The sequence below is a fragment of the Actinophytocola sp. genome, assembly GCF_036378875.1.
GTDB lineage: Bacteria > Actinomycetota > Actinomycetes > Mycobacteriales > Pseudonocardiaceae > Actinophytocola.
Map to the genome: position 1 here is coordinate 1 of NZ_DASUVO010000118.1, position 20,995 is coordinate 20,995.

Below are 20,995 nucleotides of genomic sequence, written 5' to 3' on the forward strand. Positions count from 1 at the left end.
GCCCCCGCACCCTCGCCTGCACCACCTACAAACGCCTCATCGGCAGCGGCGACCTCACCGGCCTCCGCACCCTCACCGGCCTCAAATAACCCCCAACCCCACAAACCGACCCCCGAACCCACTAGGGCCGGGGGTCCTCTGCTTCACGAGTCCACGGTGCGCCCAGGGACTCGAAGGTCCTGCCTTCTGTGGCGGCGCGCCAGCACCACTGTTCGACGTCGGCGACGATCGGGTGGCGGTCGTCGCCGTCTCCCTCCCAGCGGATGTGGCGGTCGGCGATCCGTGTCGGCTCGTCGGCCTCGCGGACGGCTTCCAGGACTCGCATGAAGGCGGCGGTGTCGTCCACGGGGCAGCGTGGGCGGCGGCCGGTCGCGCGGGCGGTCAGCAGGTCGTCGAGCAGGTCGAGTCGGCCGAAGGTCAGGGTGCGTGTCCCGTTGCGACCGTCCACTTCGACCGTGTCGGACTCGTAGGCCAGCCGCAGTGTTCCCTCGGTGCCGTGGACCATGACCAGCGCGGGAGTGCGTTTCGTCGCGCACAGCGTGAGGCCGAACCCCAACCGCAGACCGTCGGAGAGCGTGACCACGCCGGAGGACGTGTCGTCGGCCTCGATGTCGTTGGCTCGGTACAGGTCGGTCGCCACGTCGGTGACCTGGTCGAGCCTCGTCGCCCCCGCGACCAGCAACGCCGTGGCGACCGCGTGGGCCAGCGGGTTCGTCACGACGCCGTCGATCACGTCGCGGCCGTCCAGCCTGCGGCGGCCGGCCCACGCCGAGCGGGCCCAGTACCCCGCCGTGCGCACCCAGGTGCCCAACGCGCCGAACCCGGTCACCGCGCCGATCTCACCATCGGCGACGATCCGCCGGACCGCGTCGATCGCCTCGGAGCCGAACGTCTGGAAGCCGACCTGGCAGATCCGTCCCGTGTCGTCCACGGCGGCGCGCACCTGTTCGTAGAGGGCGAGCGACGGCGTTGGCGGCTTCTCCAGCAGAACGTCACAGCCGGCACGCATGGCGGCCACGGCCAGGTCGGCGTGGGTGTGGACCGGGGTGGCCAGCACCACGACGTCCGGCCGCGCCCGTGGGTCCGCCAGCAGGTCCGACAGGCTGTCGTGCCAGGTCGCGTCGGACAACCGGGAGGCGTACGGCCCTGGCGGGCGAGGATCCGCGACCGCCACGAGCCGCGCCCGACCGGCCGCGGCGAGCCGGTCCAGCCGGTCGAAGTAGGAGGCACCGTGCCCGCGAGCACCGACGAGCGCGACCCGATTCATGAATCACACCGGCGGGCCGTGGCGACCCGGGCCAGTGCCAGGTCGGCCAGGTCGGCGGCGTCCTGGGCGGACAGTCGGCGGTCGACGACCAATGCCACGAGCCCCGCGTCCAGGTCGGCGCCTGCGCCGATCACGCACGGGGTGTCCCAGGCGAGGGCGGGGCACGCGCCCACGTAGTCCGCGACTCGGACGAACCACGGCAGCGGGTCGGTGCCGGAGTCCTGCACCAGCACCACGGACGTCCACTCCCCGCCGTGCCGGCCGCCGAACGCGATCCACGGCGAGCGGGAGCCGTGGGCGCCCGACTCCGTGTCCGCGTCCACCGTGTGGACCTCGGTGGAGTCGGCCGAGACCAGCCGGCAGAAGATCCCGCCGTAGCCCGCTCCCGGCCGGCCCCGCAGCGCCGGGCTGGAGATCGTGGCACCGGCCGGCGCGGTCAGGCGGCTGTGCCAGCCCAGTGCCCACGCTTCCGCCTCCGGGATGATCACCCCGGTCAGCTCCCGTTGCTCCAGCAGCTGCTGGCGGTCGTGCTGGTCGGCCCACGTGATGGACTGCCGCAGGCGCGCACCGCTCTCGTCGATGTCCACGCCGAGGCTGATCTGGCGCCCGTGGTTGCGCAGCAGCGTGGGGCCCTGGCCGGGCAGGAACGTCCGGCCGCCCCAGTAGGAGGTCCCGTCGACGTCGGCGATCGTCAGTGACAGGCCGTAGTGGTGGCGGTGGTCGACCGGGCTGACCTGGGTCACCGCTCGCCCGGACAGTGAGTGGACCGGGTGCAGGTACGGCCGGGGGCTGTGCACCTGCGGCATGCCCGTCCCGTCCGCGTAGCGCGCGAGCGGCAGGTCGCGGTGTTCGAGGACCGCGCCGACGGAATCGGTCCGCCACCGCGCCTCACCGGCGACCCCGCGCTGCGCCGACCCGGCCATGCCGGACGACGGCGCGCCGAGCCTGCGGGCGGGTGGGACGGGTCCGCTGCTGGCCCGCACCACCAGCTCCGGCTGGATCATCTCCGGCTCGGCTCCCTCGTCCGCGCCTTCCATGGCCATGACCAGCCGCTCCCACGCCCGGCGCCCGAGTGCGACCTGGGAGACGCTCCCCGTGGTCAGCGACGGCGTCGCGTAGCGCGAGAGCTCGATGCCGTCGAACCCGGTCACCGAGATGTCACCCGGCACGGCCACGCCGGTCTCGTTGAGCCGCGCGAGCAGCCCGAACGCGACGAGGTCGTTGAACGCCAGAGCACCCGTCGCCCTGCTCTCGAGCACCTCGTCGGCGACGCGGTAGCCCTCCTCGATCGTGGTCCCGGCGGGGATCGTGCGTACCCGCAGGAACGGGTGCCTGCGCATCGCCTCGTCCAGCCCACGCAGGCGGGCCTGGTTGGACGCGGCGGTCGACGGCCCGGCCAGGTAGGCGAGGTCCCGATGGCCCAGGTCGACGAGGTGGTCGACGATCGCCGCCATGCCGTGGGCGTAGTCGACCGCCAAGGTGGGGGCCCCGGTCACCGGCCGGTTGAGCACGAGCAGAGGGGCGGCGCGGAGCAGCAACGCGGCCAGCTCCTCCTCGGGCATCCGGGGGCTGGCGAGGATGAGCGCGTCGCAACGCAGCCGCGCTTCCAGCGCCGTTTCCGCCTCCTCGGTCACCGACTCGGCCGTCTCCGCGACGAGGACGCGGTACCCGCTCTCGGCGGCGGCCGCCATCGCCCCGCGCAGGACCTGCTGGAACATCGGGTTGCCCAGGTCGGGCACCACGAGCGCGACCGTGTTGGTGCGCCCGAGGGAAAGGCTGCGCGCGATGTTGCTTGGGCGGTACTGGAGCCGGTCGGCCGCGGCGTGCACGCGTGCGGCGATCTCCGGGGCCACGGACGTCCGCCCGTTCATGACCCTGGAAACCGTCGCGCGGGACACACCCGCCGCGGCGGCGACCTCCTCGATGGTGCTCCCACCCTTTAGTGAGCGAGCCATTACGCCGCTACCTCTTCCACACCAGACAGATCGACCGACACCGGGCCGAACGTAACGTGGTTCCGAGCATCCGGCGTTCCGAGTGGAGCGGCCGCGAACAGGCCGATGTCCGCGCCGATCCACCGGCCGGCCGTGGCCTGGAACCGGGTGTCGACCTCCCGCCACGCCGCCGCGCCCAGCGGACGCCATGCGAAGCCGATCGTGCCCTCGGCGTCGCAGTCAACCCGTACCTGCACGCCCCGCACCGGCAGCGCCGCCTGGGCGAACGTGTGTTCCTGCCCGCGGCCGACCGAGCGCCGGCAGATCACGTGCACGCCGCCCGGCGTCTCCTCGATGCCGAGCCAGGCGTACTCCGTACCGAGGACGACCAGGCCGGCCCGTGTGCCGGGCGCCGACGGCCCGAGGGTCAGCGACGTCGTCCACGTCGAGGGCCGGCCGGGCAGAGGTTGACCGAGCACCCTGGGCAGCAGCCGCAGATCGCCCACGTCGTCCGGGAGAACACGCAGCCGCAGCGTGCCGTCCCCCGGCAGCGCCAGCCAGTCCGGTTCGGGGTTGGCCTGCCAGTGCCACTGCAGGCCCAGGCTTGTCGTCGTGAAGTCGTCACAGCGCGCCGGCTCGCGCTGCGGGACAACAGGCGCGGTCGGGCGGCGATGGGTCGGGACGGGCTCGCCGGCGGCGCCGATGACGGGCCAGCCGTCGGCCTGCCAGGTCATCGGCTGGAGGTGCACGACGCGGCCGAACACGCCGCGGTCCTGGAAGTGCAGGAACCAGTGCTCCTCCCCCGTCGGCGTGTCAACCCACGCACCCTGGTGCGGGCCGTTGACGGGAGAGCCGCCCTGGGCCAGCACGACCCGGCCCTCGTACGGTCCGGCGATGTCGCGCGCGCGGAACGCCGACTGCCATCCCGTCGCGACCCCGCCGGCCGGGGCGAAGATCCAGTACCAACCGTCGCGTTTGTACAGTTTGGGTCCTTCCAGCGTGTGGTAGCCGGGAAGCTCGGCGCCGTCGATCACCGTACGCGGGACTCCCACGAGCCGGGTCAGTCCATTGTCGACCTCGACCATCGTGAGCCGGTTGGCGACTCCGCTGCGGCTGCGGGCCCAGCCGTGCACGAGGTAGGCACGCCCGTCGTCCCACAGTGGACACGGGTCGATGAGTCCCGTGCCGCCCAGCAGCAGACGTGCCGGCGACCACGGCCCCCTCGGGTCCTCGGCGCTCACCACGAAGATCCCGTGATCGGGGTCGGGGTAGGTGATGTGGAACGTGCCGTCGTGGTGGCGGATGCTCGGTGCCCACACGCCCCCGCCGTGCCGGGGCAGGCGGTAGTGCGCCTCGGGTGGCACCGCGGGCAGCGCCCGGGCGATGACCTCCCAGGTGACCAGGTCGCGTGAGTGCAGAACGGGCAGGCCCGGCGCGCGGTTGAAGCTCGAGACGGCCATGAAGTAGTCGTCCCCGACGCGCACGACGTCCGGGTCGGGCCAGTCCGCGTTGAGCACTGGGTTCGTGAAGTCCATCGACGAGGCCTCCCGCAAGGAGTTTCGCACCCTTTGAGCCTATAGGAAACCGGTTCCCCAGCTGTTACGGTAGCCCACCATAAACCGGTTTCCCATCACGGTGAGCCACGCGACTCAACGACGAGAGAGGTGCACGACCATGGGACTGCGAGGACGGCTGGTCGGCCTGGCCGCAGTCGCGGCAGCACTGGTGATTAGCGGCTGCGCCGGCCCGGGCAGCGACACCGGAGCCGCCCCGGAACCCGAGACGGCGGACTGGGGTGACCCCAAGGGCACGATCGAGTTCTGGGACACCAACGCCAACCCCCGGCTCACCGCGAAGTGGGAGGAGCTGATCGCCGCCTTCGAGAAGGCGAACCCCGACATCGACGTCAACTACGTCGGGCTGCCCAACTCCTCGTACCTGCAGAAGGTGCAGAACGCGCTGGCCACCGGCGAGATACCCGACGTCCTGCTCATCGGCAACGACATCGCGAGCCTCATCGCGCAGAAGGCGCTCGTGCCGCTGGACGACGCGTTCAAGGAGTCGGGGCTTCCGGACACGGTCGACAAGTCCATGGTCGAGACCGAACGGGGCAACTCGGCCGACCGCAAGCTCTACAAGGCGCCGCTGACCGCGCTGTCGGACGTCATCTGGTATCGCAAGGACTGGCTCGCGGAGGCCAGCATCAAGGAGCCGAAGACCTACGACGAGTTCTTCGACGCCGCCGAGAAGCTCACCAACCCGGGTTCGAACCGGTTCGGCTTCGCGTTCCGCGGCGGCCCTGGCTCGATGCCGCCGATGATCGCCATGACCTACGGCGTGTCCGGCGTCGGCGAGTTCTTCACCAAGGAGGGCCAGGCGACCCTCGACTCGAAGCAGAACATCGAGGCGTTCAAGCGGTACGTCGGGTTGTACGGCACGGTCAGCGCGACCGCCGACATCTCCAACGACTACCCCAAGATCGTCGCCGCGTTCGACGGCGGTTCCGCGTGGGCCATGCACCACAACCTCGGCTCCTACCAGGACCACATCACCGCGCTCGGCGCGGACAAGGTGGCCGGCGTGCAACCGTTCCCGAACGACGACGGGGTGATCACCGCGACGAGCCCGGCCATCTCCGGGCTGAGCATCCTGGCCGACAGCGAGAAGAAGGCCGCGGCGTGGAAGTTCGTCGAGTACATGAGCACGACGGGCAACTCAGGATGGTCCGAGACGGTCGGGCAGGTGCCGGCACTGGTCGAGGCACAGGGCGACACGTGGGTGCAGCAGTCCCAGCCGCTCAAGGCGGTCGTCGAGACGGCGGAGAACTCCAAGACCCAGTACGTCCGGCTGCCGACCTACCTGCCGGACTGGGGCGCCATCCTGAAGACCGAGATGGAGCCGGACTTCCAGGCGGTCCTGCAGAAGACGATGACGCCGGAGGACTTCCTGTCGAAGTACGCCACACGCTTCGAGGAAGCCCTGGCGGACTACAAGGAGAACGCGGGGAACTAGCCACTCTCAGTCGGACAGTGACGCGGCGAGGAAGTCGATCGCCTCTTCCTGCATAGGTTCGTCGAAGCGGTGGGGACCGGGCACGGTGACACCCCGGTAGGTCCCCACCGCTTCGGCGAACCGCTTACGCAGCAGGGAGTCCGCGCGCCTCATGCCTTCGGGCGGGAACAGCGCGTCGTCGGCCGCGTAGAGCACGAGTTGGTCGTGCTCTCCCCTGGCGAAGGCCACGTCCGGCCAGTCCCGGCCGTGTCCGATGCCCGGGGTCGCGAGCAGCCAGGAGTGGGCGTCGAGGTGGGCGGGATACAGCTCGTCCACCGTGGACATCATGCAGGCGATGACACTGGCCCGCACCCGCGGGTCCAGTGCCGTGAGCACCGCCGCCCGCCCTCCTCCGCCGGAGAAGCCGACAACACCGAGCCGGTCCACATAGGGCAGGCCGGCGAGCACGCCCAACGCCGTGAGGTCGTCGTGGGCGACGGCACCCGCGAAGGACGTGCCCATCACACCGGCGTACTTGGCCACGGTCGACTCGTGCAGCGCGGCGGCTGTGTCGTAGTCGGCCGGCTTCATGTCGCGTAGCCGCCACGGCGCCGGCGTCAGCTGGAAACGCCGTGAACCCCACGCGAAGGCGTCATGGGCGAGCACCGCGAACCCGGCGCGGGCGAGCCGTTCGGCGAGCGCGCTGCCGCCGTAGCACTCGTGGCGCAGCCGCTCGGCGACCGGCGTGGACGTCGTGATGAGGCGTTCCGCGCCGACGCTCTTGATCCCAGCATGGCAGTGCAGCGCGAGGATTCCGGGCAGCGGCCCGGCCGGCCGGGGTGACGGGAGAGCCAGCCAGGCTCGGGTCGGTGGACCGAAACCCGTCTGCCAGCCGAGTTCGGTGATCTCCACGCCGTCGCGTCGCCACGAGCGCAGGGTCCGCGGCGTGGCCGGCGCGGGCGCCAGAACACCCAGCAGTTCGGCCAGTTCGCCGTCGAGGCGCTCCCCCGTGCGCCAGGCGGCCGGCCAGTCCTCGTAGCCGCCGATCGCGGACGGGCGGGCGGTCAGCCCTTCACCGCCCCGGCCGACAAACCCTGCACCAGGTAGCGCTGGATGTAGGCGAACACGACGACGACCGGTACCACGGCCACGACACCGCCCGCGGCGAGCGCGCCGAAGTCCACACTGTACTCACCGAGCAGGTAGCTGAGCCCGACCGGCACGGTGAACTGCTCCTGGGAGTTCAGGAACATGAGCGCGAAGAGGAAGTTGTTCCAGGCCGAGATGAACGCGAACGAGCCGATGGCCACGATTCCGGGACGCAGCAACGGAAGCACCGTCGCCAGGAAGCCGCGCAGGCGTCCGCAGCCGTCGATCCAGGCGGCCTCCTCCAGCTCGATCGGGATGTTCCTGATGAAGCCGGCCATGAGCATCAACGACAGTGGCAGGTGGAACACGACGTCCGCGACGACGATGCTCCACAGTGAGTTGATCAGGAACGTCGCGCGGAAGATGTCGAACAGCGGGATGAGCATCATCGCACCCGGGATGAACTGGGTGCACAGCATCATCAGCATGAACGCGCCCTTGCCCCGGAAGGAGAACCGGGCCAGGGCGTAGCCGCCGACCAGCGCGATGGTGGTGGAGAAGAACACGGTCAGCACGGCGATGATGACTGAGTTCTTGAAGAACACCGAGAACCCGGCGCCGTTCCACACCGTCGAGAAGTGGTCCAGCGTCAGCGGCCACGGGAACAGCGACGTGGACCCGGTCTCGCGGAAGGCGAAGAGCAGGATCCAGTAGAACGGCACCAGCGTGAACAGCAGATACACCGCGAGCGGGAGGTAGATGGCCCAGCGCGGCGTCCGTCTCGGGTCGGCGCTGCGGCGCGACCTGGGTGCCACCGGCGGCCTCGGCGGCGCGGCAGGCGGGGCAGCCGTCAACGTGGGGCTCATGCTTTCTGGTCCTTCCCCATGCGCACCAACCAGAGGTAGGTGACCGAGAACAGCGCGAGGATGACGAAGGCCGCCATGGTCAACGCCGAGCCGTACCCGAACTCCTTGGCGTCGATGGCGAGGCGGGCAACATACAGCGGCAGTGTCATGGTCGCGTTGCCGGGGCCGCCGCCGGTCAGCGTGTAGAGCAGGTCCACGTTGTTGAACTCCCACACCGCGCGCAGCAACGTCGAGATGATGATCGCGTTGCGCAGGTGCGGGAGCGTGATCGACCAGAACCGGCGGAACCGGCCTGCGCCGTCGACCTCCGCCGACTCGTACAGGTCCCCCGAGATCGACTGCAGGTCGGCCAGGATGAGGAGCGCGAAGAACGGGATCCCGCGCCACAGCTCGGCGACGACCAACGCCCAGAACGCCGAACCGGCCTCCGCCAGCGGGCTCGTCCCGTACGTTCCGATCCCGGCGTCGGCCAGGTAGCGGCCGAAGCCGGTGGTCGGGTTGTAGATGAGCAGCCAGATCGTCGTGGTCAGCACGCCGCTGACCGCCCACGGCGCGAAGACGAGTGCCCGCCCGAGCGCGCGGCCGACGAACGTCTCGTTGATGACGAGCGCGAGCGCGAGACCGAAGACGAGCTGGAGGCCGACCTCGACGAACACCCACTGCGCGGTGAAGACGAGCGACTGCCAGAACAGGGAGTCCTCGACCATCGTGACGTAGTTGCCGAGACCGACGAAGCCGTTGCTCCACGGCTTGGTGACGTTGTAGTCGTAGAGGCTGTAGTAGACGACGCTGCCGATGGGGTAGACGAGGAACACCGCGACCAGCACCACCGCCGGGGCGATCAGCAGGTAGGGCGTCCACCGCTCCCGACGCGGCCGCCGACGCCGGTTCGGCGCGACCCCCGTCGGGGCCGCGGCGTTGAGCACGGCCATTGTGCGTTCTCCACCTTCGGTAACCGGTTTCCGACAGTGAAACGTACCGGGCAGACCCAGGTCAATCCCCAGATCCACATGGTTGGTCATCCATCACCATCAACGTATGGTGAGGTCAGAAACCGGTTGCTCGGTGGGAGGGAGAGCCATGGTCAGCCCGCGGCGGTACGCGGTGGTCGGCACGGGGTCCCGCGCCGGCATGTACGTCGACGCGATGCTCGGCGAGCACGCGGACGTCGCCGTCCCGGTGGCGTGGTGCGACACCAACGAGTCGCGGATGGCCGTCTACGACGAACGGGTCCGAGCGCACGGCCACACGCCGCGGCACTACCACCCGGACGAGCTCGCGCGCATGCTGACCGAGGAGAAGGTCGACGTCGTCGTCGTGACCTCGCCGGACCACACGCACGCACACGTGGTCACGACCGCGCTCGACGCGGGCGTGGACGTGGTGTGCGAGAAGCCGCTGACGACCGACGCCGACGGGCTACGGGCCATCCAGCGGTCGGTGGCGGCCTCGCCGGCACGGCTGACCGTCACGTTCAACTACCGCTACTCGCCCCGCAACAGCACGCTGCGCCAGGTGATCGCGGACGGCCTGGTCGGTGAGGTGCTGTCGGTGCACTTCGAGTGGCTCCTGGACACCGTGCACGGCGCGGACTACTTTCGCCGCTGGCACCGCGACAAGCGGTACTCCGGCGGCCTCGCCGTGCACAAGGCGACCCACCACTTCGACCTCGTCAACTGGTGGCTGGACGACGTCCCCGAGACGGTCACCGCCCTCGGCGGCATGCGCTTCTACGGCGCGGAGGGCGCCGGCCGCCCCGCCGGGCCGCGGCCTGCCAGGGCGCGTGACCTGGCCGCGGACGATCCGTTCCGCCTGGACATCGCCGGCGACGAGCGGATGCGCCGCCTCTACCTCGACGCGGAGCACGACGACGGCTACATCCGCGACCAGGACGTGTTCGCGCCGGGCGGGGACATCGAGGACACCCTGAGCGCGCTCGTGGGGTACCGCCGCGGGGCGAGCATGAGCTACTCACTGACCGCCCACAGCCCGTGGGAGGGCTACCGGGTCGGCGTCAACGGCACCCGGGGCCGCGCGGAGCTGGAGGTCGTCGAGCGGAGCCACGTGGCCATGGGGCATGCCGCGCAACTGCTGGGCCCCAACGGCAAGCGCCCCGCCGTCGACCCGAGCGTGACGCCGGGAACGGCGGACGGCACGACCGGCGCACGGCCGCACGGCTCACGACTCGTCGTGCAGCAACACTGGGACGTCGCCTGGGAGGTGCCGATCCCCGAGGGAGAGGGCGCCCACGGCGGCGGGGACGCGATCCTGCTGCGCGACATCTTCCGCGGCCCGGCGAACGACCCCCTCCGGCGACAGGCCGGCTACCTCGACGGGATGCACAGCGTCTCGGTCGGGGTCGCGGTCAACATGAGCCTGCGGTCGGGCGGGCCGGTGCGGATCTCGGACCTCGGGGTCTGACCAGAGCGGCGAGCTCGGCGTCGACGACCTCGGCGACGTAGGGCGCGGCGTCCGGGGTGACCGGGCGCAGCAGGCCGAACACCTCCATGGACACCAGGCCGTGGAGGCGCACGAACAGGTCGAGCCAGACGGCGAGAACTTCTGTCGGCACCTGCTGGTCGTGCCGTGCGGACCAGGTCTCGAGCTGCTCTGCGGTGCCCGGTGACAGGCGGTCGGCGCGCTGGTGCAACGTGTCGGGGTCGAGGCGGCCTTCGGCGTTGGCGCGGGCGAGCAACCCGAGGGCGAACCGGCCGATGCGGGTGCCGGCACGCACGGTGCCCTCCGCCGGCGCGACGTAGCCGGGGACCGGTGTGCCGTAGGCGAGCCCGAACTCGGCCGGGTGGGCCACCGCCCATGCCCGGTACGCGTGCCAGACCCCACGGAGCGCGTCGGCCACGTCCTCGTGCGCACCACCGGCCTCGACGGCGTCGGCGTGCTCGTCCAACGCGGCGACGATGAGGTCGGTGAGCAGCTCGTCGCGGCTCGGGAAGTAGCGGTAGAGCGCGGAAACGGCGATCCCGACATCACGGGCGACGGCGCGCAGGGACAGGCCGGCGGCGCCGGAGCGGCGCAGTTCCTCGAGGGCGGCGGTGCGGATGGCGGCGAGCAGCTCCTGTCGGCGGCGGGCCCGCAGGCCGGTGGAGGCGTTCGTCATCCCGCCATGGTCACACAAACGAGAACACTGTTCTTGACAGGACGAGAAAAGAGAACGACGCTCTTGTCGAGAGCACTGTTCTCTAACTTGTCCGACGTTCTCGGGAGAGTCCTCCATGACGACCACCGCCGTATCGACACCGGCACCGACCGCCGTCCGCGACCTGTTCACCAACAGATGGCTGCTGCTGTTCCTCGCCGCCTGGGCGGCCGCCACCGTCTACATCCTCACCACCGACCGGTCCGTGCTACCGCTGTCCGACCAGGAACCGATCGGCTACTTCTCCGGCATCGCCGGCGGCATCGCCGGCGGCGTCGCCGGCATGGCGGTCCTGTTCCTCCTCGCGCGGCACCGCGCACCGCTTGACCACCGCAACGCGCCCGAGTTCCGCAACCCCGGCAAGGAGACCGCCGGCCTGCTGGCCTGGATGGCGGCGGTCCTGGCGGTCGGCAGCGTGTTCGACATCCGCACCCACATCGCCTTCGTCGGGCTTGCCCCCGGCGCGCAGGCCGTCTGGGACCGCCAGACCCCGACCTCCACCCTGACCTGGGCGATCTTCAACTTCGTCACGCTCGCGGTGCTGCCGTACCTGTTCTTCCGCTACCGGCTGGGCTACCGCCCGGCCAGCATGCTGCTGCGGTTCGGCCGGCCGAAGGTGTGGCTGCCGTACTTCGTCCTCGTCGGGCTCCCGCCGATCTTCTTCACCGCGACCCCGGAGTACTACACGACCTCCGTCGCCGGGCACGTGCTCACCCTCGTGCTGTTCACCATCGGGTCGTTCCTGCCCATCATGATCACGACCCAGTCGCTGCTGACACCTCGGCTCGCGGTCCTGGCGCGGTCGTGGGTGACCGGATCGGTCCTGTCCGCCATCGCCTACGGCGCGCTCAACATCACCGAGGCGTTCCTCGCGTGGGGATCGGCAGCGCAGCTCGCACTGTCCCTCGCGTGGTTCACGCAGGTCGCGTTCTGGGGTCTGGCAAAGGCCGTCACGACGCTGCGCACCGGCAACGCCTGGCTCCACATCGCGACCACCCACACCATCCACCTCGCCGAGGCCCCAGCCCTCGCGACCACCTTCCGCCTGCGATGACCGCGACACTGCTGGCCCACGCCGGGCACGTCGCGACCCACGGCGGCACCGAGGCGCTCACCGGGGTGGCGCTGTTGCTCGTTGGCGCGGCGGCGGCACTGTGGCGCGCCCACCGAGACAGATGACGTCGGGCTACGTCGTTTCGCGGACGGTCGGTGGGCTGGTCCTGGTCCACTGGTCGAGGGTGTGTTGCAGCTTCTCCGGGTCGATGGGCTTGGACAGGTAGTCGTCCATACCGGCGGCGAGACAGCGTTGCCGGTCCTCGGCGAGAGCGTGGGCGGTCATCGCGATGATCGGGATGTGCTCGTCTCCCCGTTCGCGTTTGCGGATCTCGGCCGTGGCGGTGTAGCCGTCCATCCTGGGCATCTGGCAGTCCATGAGGATGGCCTGGTACGGCTTGGTGCCCGCCAGCTCCAGGACCTCGATCCCGTCCCGGGCGACGTCGACCTCGTAGCCGAGCATGCTGAGGGTGTCCACCGCCACCATCTGGTTGATCTCGTTGTCCTCGGCGAGCAGGACCAGGCCGTGTATGCCGGCGCTCTCCATTGCCAGATCCGGCTTGCGTGGCCGCGGCGTGATGCCCTCGGGTTGGAGGAGTTCCAGCAGGCAGTTGTACAGCTGGGACGGGCCGATCGGCTTGGGCAGCACGGCGGCCGCACCGGCGTTCTCCGCGTTCTGGTCGTCCTCGTAGGAGCCCGAGGTGAGCAGGATGACCTTCAGCGGCGGGATCTCCGGGTTGGCGCCGATGGCGCGGGTCAGTTCGACACCGTCGAAGCCTGGCATGTGCTGGTCGACGATCGCGACCCGGAACTGACGGGACTGACGGCCGGCCTCACGCAGCTGCTTGAGCGCGGTGTGACCGTCGAGCACGGTGGTCGGGTTCATGCCCCATGCCTGCGCGTGCCGGGCGATCAGGCGCAGGCTGGTGGGATTGTCGTCGACGACGAGCAGCCGGTTGCCGGCCATGCAGTCGCGCAGCGCGAGGTGTGTGCGCCGCTCTGGCGGGTTCGACTGCGGAGTGAACTCGAGGGTGAACCAGAACTGGCTGCCGCGCCCGAGTTCGCTGGCGGCCTCGAGCTGGCCACCCATGAGTTCGACCAGCTGCCGGGTGATGGTCAGTCCCAACCCCGTGCCGCCGTACTTGCGGGTGCTGTGGGCGTCGGCCTGGGAGAACGGTTCGAACAACCGCACGAGGTTCGTCTTGGCGATCCCGATGCCGGTGTCCACGACCGTGAACGTGACCCGTTGTCTGCCGTCCTCTCCGGTGCCCGTTGCCTCGGCCCGCAGCACGACGCTGCCCTGCTCGGTGAACTTGACGGCGTTGCCAACGAGGTTGAGCAGGGCCTGGCGCACTCGGCCGTCGTCGCCGCGCAGCCCGGTGGGCAGGTCCGGCGGGTAGTCACAGACGATCTCGAGGTGCTTCTTCCTGGCGGCCTCGGCGACCGCCTGGACGACCTCCTCGAGGACGTAGTCGAGCTGGAAGTCGACCTCGACCAGCTTGAGCTTGCCCGCCTCGATCTTGGAGAAGTCGAGGATGTCGTTGATGATCGTGAGCAGCGCACGCGCGGAGACCTCGATCGACTCGGCGTAGCGCCGCTGGGCCGGTTCCAGCGGGGTCTCCAGCAGTAGGCCGGTCAGCCCGATGACACCGTTCATCGGCGTGCGGATCTCGTGGCTGACCATCGCGACGAACTGGGACTTGAGCTGTGCGGCGGCCAGCGCGTTGTCCCGGGCGTCGGCCAGTGCCCGCTCGACCTCCCGGCGCTCGCTGATGTCCCGGATCGCGGCCGAGACGAGCATGCCCTGCTCCGTCTCCAGTGGCGCGAGGCTGATCTCCACCGGGAACTCGCTGCCGTCGCGCCGCACGCCGGACAGTTCCAGACCGCTCCCCATCCTGCGGTTGCGGGGATCACGCAGGTAGCTCTGCCGGTGCTCGCCGTGCTGCTCGCGGCACGCGGGCGGGACGAGCACGTCGACCGACTTCCCGGTCAGCTCGGCGCCTCGGTACCCGAACAGGTGCTCGGTCTGTTCGTTGACCAGCACGATGGTGCCGTTGTCGTCGACGATGACCATGGCGTCGGGAGCGGCGAGGACGAGCTGCCGGAACCGCTGTTCTGCCTTGATCCGGTCGGTGATGTCACGGGAGATGGAGGCGGCGCCGACGACGTTCCCGCCGGGGTCGCGGATCGGCGAGACGCTGATCTCGACATGCACCTGCTGGCCGTCCTTGCGCCTGCGCACGGTGTTGTGCAACCGGACGGGTTGGTTCTGCCTGATGTGGTGCAGCTCGTCGAGCTCGCAGGCCTCCCCGGGGGGCACGATCAGCCGGATCGACTGGCCGACAGCCTCGTCCGCGGCGTAGCCGTACTGGCGTTCCGCCGCCGGGTTCCAGGTGGTGATGACGCCGTCGAGCGTCTGGCCGATCACGGCGTCGTCGGTGCCGTTGACGATGGCGACCAGCTGCGCCTTCGCCACGTTCGCCTCGCGCTGACGGGTCATGTCCCTGGCCACCGCGTAGGTCTGCTCCTCCTCCGGGATGGGCACCGCGTTCCAGTTCAGCCACCGGTAGGAACCGTCGCGGCAGCGGTACCGGTTCTCGAACGACACGGTCTGCGTGCCTTCCGTGGCCTGCCGGACGATCTCGGCCTCGGTTCTGGCGATGTCGTCGGGATGGACGAACTCCAGGAACGGCCGGCTCATCAACTCGTCGACGGTGTAGCCGAGCGCGTGCTCCCACGCGGGGTTGAGATGTTTGAAGTAGCCGTCGTCGCCCGCGATGCACAGCAGGTCGCTGGAGATCCGGAAGAAATGGTCGAGCTGGTCGGCGGCGCGCCTGCGCTCTTCCTCGGCCAGGTTGCGAGAGGTGAGGTCGCGGTAGCTGGTGACGGTCAACCGCAGGCCCTCGTCGTCGCGGACCTGTGTGGTGGTGAGTTCGACCGCGACATCCTGGTTGTCGGGCCGGCGGACGAACACGTCGCGTTCCGCGTCGGCGTCCGCGGGATCCGAGTCCGGCAGCTGCTCAGGGGACAACCAGGGATACGGCGGTGTGCGGCCGATGACGTCCTCGGATGAGTACCCGGTGATCTCGCACCACCGGGGGTTCACATGCAGCACCCGTCCGTCCGGGTCAGCGATGAGCACCCCCTCACGCAGGGAGCGCAGCACGGTGCTGTTGAAATCCCGTTCCGTGCGCAGTTCGTTCAGCAGGTCGCGCTGTACGCGGTCGGCTTTGTCCAGGTGCGCCCCGGCCCGTAGGAACACCACGTACACGGTCAGCACGATCGCGGCGGTCGCTATCGTGATCACGGCGCTCTTGAGACCGAAGTCGAACCGGCCGACCGCGGTCAACAGGACGCCCGACAGCAGGAGCAGCAGGATCGCCGCCAGCGACAGCTGGCGAACCACCGTGCCACCCGCACCGCGGCTCAGGAACACCTGGGCCGCCGTACGGTCCGGTCGGCACGCCAGCAGACCCACCGACAGCAGCATGAAACAAGCCGCCGTCGGGTACCGCATGCTGTTCACGACCGAGGCGCCGGACAGGTAGACCAGACCGTAGGCGTTCCCGAGGAGCGCGACGGTCGCCACGAGAGCGCCGGCCGGCGCCAGAACCGCGGCAGGCCGGAACCCGCGCTTGCGATCCACATCGAGCAACGCCAGGGCCAGTCCGACGAGGACGAACGCGACGCCGGTGTGCGGCGAGGGGCGACCAGGGAAGTCGGGCCGCGACCACTCCCGTAGACGTTCACTGAACAGCACGTCCTCGATCTCCACGCGCCCGCCCACCATGTACTCGAACAGCACGAGCGCACCGAACAGGGCGGCCGCCACCCCGAGCACCTGTCCGGAACGTCGCCGACCGGCGCCCGCGTTCTCCGGCGCGACCAGCCACAACGCCACCGCCGCGACGACCAGCATCACCGCGACCGCGGGTCGCAACACCTGGCCAGGAACAAGGACGGCGAGGATCCGCACGTTCGCGGCGAAGCCGAGCAGTGCCGAACCGGCAACGACGAGCACCAACACGACGGCTGTCGTGACCAGCAGTGACCGCCGGCGCACCGGTTCATTTCCTTTTGCGGTAGCGCCCATAGTCTTCAATACTGGGGTAAACGGGCGAGGAGGTGACTCCCAGAAAGGATGAAAGCCACGGCATTCACCCAAAAATGGTGAACAAACGTGGCTACTCATGCGGAAAAGGTGAACAGCAATGGCGATCGCGGAAAATGTCGGCGCCGGCGCCGGGGAAGCCGGTGCGGAGGCCGGCGAAGGTGAGGACCTGCGGCAGCTGCGTAGCTCGATCGAGCAGCGGCTCGACCGCCTGCGGTTCGGTAAGCCCGCCGCTCCCGGCGACCTCGCCGCGCGGGTGCTCGACGCGTTCCTGGCCGACGCACCGCGTTGTCTCGACACGATCGCCAACGCGATCGGCGCTGGTGACATCACGACCGCCCGCGAGCAGGCCCACGACCTCACGAGCCTTTCCGGCTACATCGGCGCGGACGACATGGTCGCTGCCTGCGGCGACCTGAGGCAGCGTCTCAAGGACGGTGACCTCGTCCATGCCGCCGAGGTGGCGGCCGAACTGCGCAATGGCTACGAGCGCGCCAGCCGAGCCATCGCCAGTATGTGATACTGCGCTCATTGATCGAATTGCCAGCCGTATCCGGCTGTCTAGCATCGACAGATGCGCTGCGGTAGCAGCAAAAGATTGACGTGGCAACTTTGTCGCATTGTCGATGTCGCGGTTTCTCGTTACTGAATTGAGCTGAATATGGCCACTGTGCTGGTCGTCGACGACCGCCCGGTCAACCGGGACCTGATGCGCACCGTGCTGGAGCACGGAGGCCATCGCGTGCTGGAGGCCGGTGACGGGCTCGAGGCGCTGAACATGATCGCCGACGAGGTGCCCGACGTGGTCCTGACCGACGTGGTGATGCCCAGAATGGACGGCTACCAGTTCGTGCGCGAGCTGCGGGCCAAAGCGGAGACCGCGGGTCTTCCGGTGATCTTCTGGACCGCCAACTACCTCGAGGAGGAGGTGGCGCCGCTCGCGCACGCCTACGGCGTTCGGCACGTCGTGACCAAGACCGACGACCCGCACAAGCTGCTCGAGGCCATCGACGCCGAACTGAGCAGCGAGAGAACGGCCGAGGCGCCCCTGATCGACGAGCACGTCACCAGGGAACACCTGCGCACGGTCAACGCGAAGATGGTCGAGAAGATCCGCCAGATGCAGGACAACGAGCTGGCGCTGCGGCGCAGCGAGCAGAGGTTCCGGTTGATGGCCGAGGCCGCGCCGGTGGGGATCGTGCTCGTCGACGCCGCGGGCCGGGCCGTGTACGTCAACCTCCGGCTCGCCGCGATCCTCGGCCGCTCCTCGGCCCAGTTGGCGGGCTTCGCGTGGCTGGAGGCGGTCGGCCTGGCCGGAGACCCCGCGCTGACGGAGCTTCTCTCGGGTGAGCGGAGCGAGCTGGCCCGTCACCGGTGGCCGTTCGAACGCCCCGACGGCGCCGGCTGGGTCGACATCAGCCTGCACAACACGTACGACGATCGCGGCCAGGTGCTGCAGTGCGTCGGCGTCATCGAGGACATCACCGAGAAGGTGGCGGCCGAGGAACGCCAGCGCGAGATGGACCAGCGCCTGCGGGTCGCGGAACGCCTCGAGAGCATCGGACAGCTCGCCAGCGGCGTCGCACACGACTTCAACAACATCCTGACCGCCGTCCTCGGCTACGCGCAGGTGGCCCGGGAGCTGGTCGAGGCAGGGGCGGAGACCGACGGGGTCGAGTCCGACCTCGCGGCGAGCCTGACGAAGTGCCTCGACGGGCTGACCACCGCGGGAAACCGCGCCGCCCACCTCACCTCCCGCCTGCTGGCGTTCGGGCGCCCGGACATCGCCACGCCCGAGTCGCTGGACCTCAACAGCTTCCTCGACGAGGTCGAGACACTGCTCGAACCGACCCTCGGCGCCGCCGTCCAGATCGTCCACGACCGGGTCGTCGACCTGTGGCCGGTCTACGCCGACAGCAGCCAGCTGAGCCAGGTGGTGCTCAACCTCGCGGTCAACTCCCGCGACGCGATGCCCGAGGGCGGGCGGCTCGTGCTGCGGACCCGCAACCACGTCGTCGAGCCGGATGCCGAAGCGGACCGGACCGGGCTGGCGCCGGGACGCTACGTCCGGCTCACCGTCGTCGACTCCGGTCACGGCATGCCCGCCGAGGTGATCGAGCGCGCGATGAACCCGTTCTTCACCACCAAACCCGTCGGTAAGGGCACCGGGCTGGGACTGGCGACGGTGTACAGCATCGTCCGGAAGTACGGTGGCCGGCTCATCATCCAGTCCGTGGTCGGTGAGGGCACCACTGTGGACGTCTACCTGCCCGTCGCCGACGCGAAGGCGGGCCGACCGGCCCCACAGTCCACTGTGGACGATGAGCCGACCGGGATCGAGACCGTACTCGTCGTCGACGACGAGTCCAGCATCCGCGACATCGCGGCCACCATGCTCACCAGCGCGGGCTACCGGGTGCTGACCGCGACGAGCGGCGCCGAGGCGCTCGCGATCGCCGGCCGGGGGGAACCCGTCGACCTGCTCCTGACCGACGTGGTGATGCCGACCATCTCCGGCGGCGAACTCGCCAAACGGTTCCTCGCCGTCTCGCCCCGCACGAAGGTGCTGTACATGTCCGGCTATCCGGAGGCGCTGCGGACCGCGCACCAGAGCCTGTCCGAGAGCGCACCGCTGACCAAACCGTTCACCAGCAAGACACTGCGCCAGGCCACCCGCGCCGCGCTCCGGGAACGCCAGCAGGACGTCTCGATGTCCGGGAGCGCCGACATGCCCCAGTGAGGAGCTACGCGAACTCCTCGACGTACTCCTCCGGCGGCCCCAGCTCGGGCCGGTCCCGAAGCTCGAGCACACCGCCGAGCCGTGCCAGCTCAAGAACCGTCACGGTGTTCGCGCCGGCACGCAGCAACGGGGCCGGGCAGTACAGCGTGACCTGCGGCCCGATCTCCCAGTAGCGGCCGAGGAGGAACCCGTTCACCCAGACGAGCCCTCGACCCGATCCCGGCAGCGCGAGAAAGGTGTCCTCGGGAACGTCGACGTGCACCGTGGCGTCGGCGAACCCGGCCCGTGTCGTCGCGGGACCGGCGGCGACCGCGCTTTCCAGCTCGGTGGCCGACCACTCCTGCAGCGCCACCGGCGTGCTGTCCCAGCCCTGCACGATGCGCCGGTCGACGAGCACGGGACCGAGCAGGCCCTTGTGCCGGCCGATGCCCGGTCCGTAGTTCACCCGGCCGAGGTTCTCGACCAGAACCTCCAGCCGGACGGCCTCGCCGGTGCCCAGAACCTTGACCTCGGGACTGTCGGGGCAGGCGACGCCGAGGACCACGCCGTCGACGAGCACCAGGGCCCGGTCACGGACGTCGGTGAGGACGAGCCGGTGCTCACCCGGCGGGATGCGTGGGTGCGCGGTGTGCAGGACCATGCCCGCGTCGAGGCCCAGTTCTTCGAACGAGGCGGGGCGCGGGGCGGTCGACGTCGTCGCGCGCACGGCGCGAAGGCCCGCGATCAGGTCGGCGCGATGGACGAGCGGGACCCGGGCCGGTGGGAGCGTCGTTGGCCGCGCGGACGAGCGGACGGGACGCTCGGCCCCGAGTGCGGTGCGCATGGCGAAGAACTTCGCGGTGAGCGTGCCGTCCTCGGCGATCGGCGCGTCGGAGTCGTAGCTCGTCACCGTGGACTGCAGCCGGCCCTCGTGGTCGTTGCCGCCCGCCCAGAGCCCGAAGTTGGTGCCGCCGTGTGCCATGTAGATGCTCACGCTGCCGCCGTCGGCGATGATGCCGCGGAGCGTGCGGACGGCGCTGTCGACGCCGCGGACGTGGTGCGGCTCCCCCCAGTGGTCGAACCAGCCGTTCCAGAACTCCGCGACGACGAACGGCTCGTCCGGCCGCCGCGCCGAGAGGAGCCGCCGGGCGGCGTCCGGTTTGGAGCCAAGGGTGACCGCGGTCAGGGTGCCCGGCAGTGTGCCGCCGTCCAGCATCAGCTCGGTGGGCCCGTCGGCGGTGAACAGCAACTCCGTGACGCCTCGGGCGGTCAACGCGTCGCGGAGCCAGCACAGGTAGGCGCGGTCGTCGCCGTAGCTGCCGAACTCGTTCTCCACCTGGACGGCGACGACCGGCCCGCCCTCGGCGGCCTGGAGCGCGGCGAGACGCGGGACGAGCGCGTCGAACCAGCGCCCGACCGCGTCGGTGAACGCCGGGTCCGAGCTGCGGATCGCGATGTCCCGGCCGGTGAGCCAGCTCGGCAGCCCACCGTTCGACCACTCGGCGCAGATGTAGGGCCCGGGGCGGACGACGACGTCGAGACCCTCCTCCCCCGCCATCCGGATGAACCGCTCGACATCCCGCCAACCGTCGAAACGCGGCGCCCGATCCTCGTGCGGCTGGTGGAAGTTCCACGGGATGTAGGTGTCCACCGTGTTGAGCCCCAGGTCGATGAGCCGCCGGAGCCGGTCCCGCCACAGCTCCGGGTGGACGCGGAAGTAGTGCAGCCCGCCGGACAGAACGCGATGGGGGACGCCGTGCCGGTAGAGGCGGCGGCCATGCCAGGTGAGCGCGGTGCCGTTCACAAAAAAA

15 protein-coding genes are annotated in these 20,995 nt (G+C 70.1%); 6 read left to right on the forward strand and 9 right to left on the reverse strand.

All coding sequences use genetic code 11. The features are described 5' to 3' along the window. Positions 1-121 precede the first annotated feature (121 nt). The 3 genes from VF106_RS34505 to VF106_RS34515 are packed head-to-tail and all read right to left on the reverse strand — an operon-like array spanning position 122 to position 4,766. Positions 122-1,267, reverse strand: coding sequence for a Gfo/Idh/MocA family protein (locus VF106_RS34505; protein WP_330844126.1), 1,146 nt, complete (start codon positions 1,265-1,267; stop codon positions 122-124). Further along, positions 1,264-3,222, reverse strand: coding sequence for a DUF6807 family protein (locus VF106_RS34510; protein WP_330844127.1), 1,959 nt, complete (start codon positions 3,220-3,222; stop codon positions 1,264-1,266). The genes VF106_RS34505 and VF106_RS34510 overlap by 4 nt, the downstream gene beginning before the upstream one ends. Continuing rightward, entirely contained in the window at positions 3,222-4,766 is a 1,545-nt protein-coding gene (locus VF106_RS34515) for a glycoside hydrolase family 43 protein (RefSeq protein ID WP_330844128.1), read from the reverse strand. The genes VF106_RS34510 and VF106_RS34515 overlap by 1 nt, the downstream gene beginning before the upstream one ends. A gap of 109 nt (positions 4,767-4,875) precedes the next feature. On the opposite strand from VF106_RS34515, the gene VF106_RS34520 reads away from it, so the two are divergent. Beyond that, positions 4,876-6,213 (forward strand): ABC transporter substrate-binding protein, encoded by a 1,338-nt coding sequence (locus tag VF106_RS34520; RefSeq protein WP_330844129.1) that lies wholly within the window; start codon positions 4,876-4,878, stop codon positions 6,211-6,213. A gap of 6 nt (positions 6,214-6,219) precedes the next feature. On the opposite strand, the gene VF106_RS34525 is transcribed toward VF106_RS34520, so the two are convergent. From VF106_RS34525 to VF106_RS34535, 3 genes are all read right to left on the reverse strand, one after another. Next, positions 6,220-7,104 carry a dienelactone hydrolase family protein gene (locus VF106_RS34525; protein WP_330844131.1) on the reverse strand — a complete coding sequence of 295 codons (885 nt, stop codon included), beginning with the start codon at positions 7,102-7,104 and terminating at the stop codon, positions 6,220-6,222. A 152-nt stretch (positions 7,105-7,256) separates the two neighbouring features. Next, positions 7,257-8,147 (reverse strand): carbohydrate ABC transporter permease, encoded by an 891-nt coding sequence (locus VF106_RS34530; protein WP_330844132.1) that lies wholly within the window; start codon positions 8,145-8,147, stop codon positions 7,257-7,259. Beyond that, positions 8,144-9,079, reverse strand: a complete 936-nt coding sequence (locus VF106_RS34535; RefSeq protein WP_330844133.1) for a carbohydrate ABC transporter permease — start codon at positions 9,077-9,079, stop codon at positions 8,144-8,146. The genes VF106_RS34530 and VF106_RS34535 overlap by 4 nt, the downstream gene beginning before the upstream one ends. A gap of 148 nt (positions 9,080-9,227) precedes the next feature. Here VF106_RS34535 and VF106_RS34540 point away from each other — a divergent pair, with 148 nt between their 5' ends. Further along, complete coding sequence (locus tag VF106_RS34540; RefSeq protein WP_330844134.1) at positions 9,228-10,568, forward strand: Gfo/Idh/MocA family protein; 1,341 nt, start codon at positions 9,228-9,230, stop codon at positions 10,566-10,568. Here the strand turns inward: VF106_RS34540 and VF106_RS34545 are convergent. Next, complete coding sequence (locus tag VF106_RS34545) at positions 10,513-11,262, reverse strand: TetR/AcrR family transcriptional regulator (RefSeq protein ID WP_330844135.1); 750 nt, start codon at positions 11,260-11,262, stop codon at positions 10,513-10,515. The genes VF106_RS34540 and VF106_RS34545 overlap by 56 nt on opposite strands. A 115-nt stretch (positions 11,263-11,377) precedes the next feature. Here VF106_RS34545 and VF106_RS34550 point away from each other — a divergent pair, with 115 nt between their 5' ends. Together VF106_RS34550 and VF106_RS34555 are read left to right on the forward strand one after the other, a co-directional pair. Continuing rightward, positions 11,378-12,355, forward strand: coding sequence for a hypothetical protein (locus VF106_RS34550; protein WP_330844136.1), 978 nt, complete (start codon positions 11,378-11,380; stop codon positions 12,353-12,355). Continuing rightward, entirely contained in the window at positions 12,352-12,480 is a 129-nt protein-coding gene (locus tag VF106_RS34555; protein WP_330844137.1) for a hypothetical protein, read from the forward strand. The genes VF106_RS34550 and VF106_RS34555 overlap by 4 nt, the downstream gene beginning before the upstream one ends. A 7-nt stretch (positions 12,481-12,487) precedes the next feature. On the opposite strand, the gene VF106_RS34560 is transcribed toward VF106_RS34555, so the two are convergent. Beyond that, entirely contained in the window at positions 12,488-16,417 is a 3,930-nt protein-coding gene (locus VF106_RS34560) for a PAS domain-containing hybrid sensor histidine kinase/response regulator (RefSeq protein ID WP_330844138.1), read from the reverse strand. Positions 16,418-16,565: 148 nt separating this feature from the next. On the opposite strand from VF106_RS34560, the gene VF106_RS34565 reads away from it, so the two are divergent. Together VF106_RS34565 and VF106_RS34570 are read left to right on the forward strand one after the other, a co-directional pair. After that, positions 16,566-16,985: an Hpt domain-containing protein gene (locus VF106_RS34565; protein ID WP_330844139.1), complete on the forward strand. Its 420-nt coding sequence runs from the start codon at positions 16,566-16,568 to the stop codon at positions 16,983-16,985. 141 nt (positions 16,986-17,126) lie between these two features. Further along, positions 17,127-19,205 (forward strand): hybrid sensor histidine kinase/response regulator, encoded by a 2,079-nt coding sequence (locus tag VF106_RS34570; protein ID WP_330844140.1) that lies wholly within the window; start codon positions 17,127-17,129, stop codon positions 19,203-19,205. Between the two features lie 4 nt (positions 19,206-19,209). Here VF106_RS34570 and VF106_RS34575 read toward each other — a convergent pair whose 3' ends face one another. Continuing rightward, the gene (locus tag VF106_RS34575; protein WP_330844141.1) at positions 19,210-20,988 is read right to left on the reverse strand and encodes a glycoside hydrolase family 35 protein; all 1,779 of its coding nucleotides are present in this window, start codon (positions 20,986-20,988) and stop codon (positions 19,210-19,212) included. Positions 20,989-20,995 lie beyond the last annotated feature (7 nt).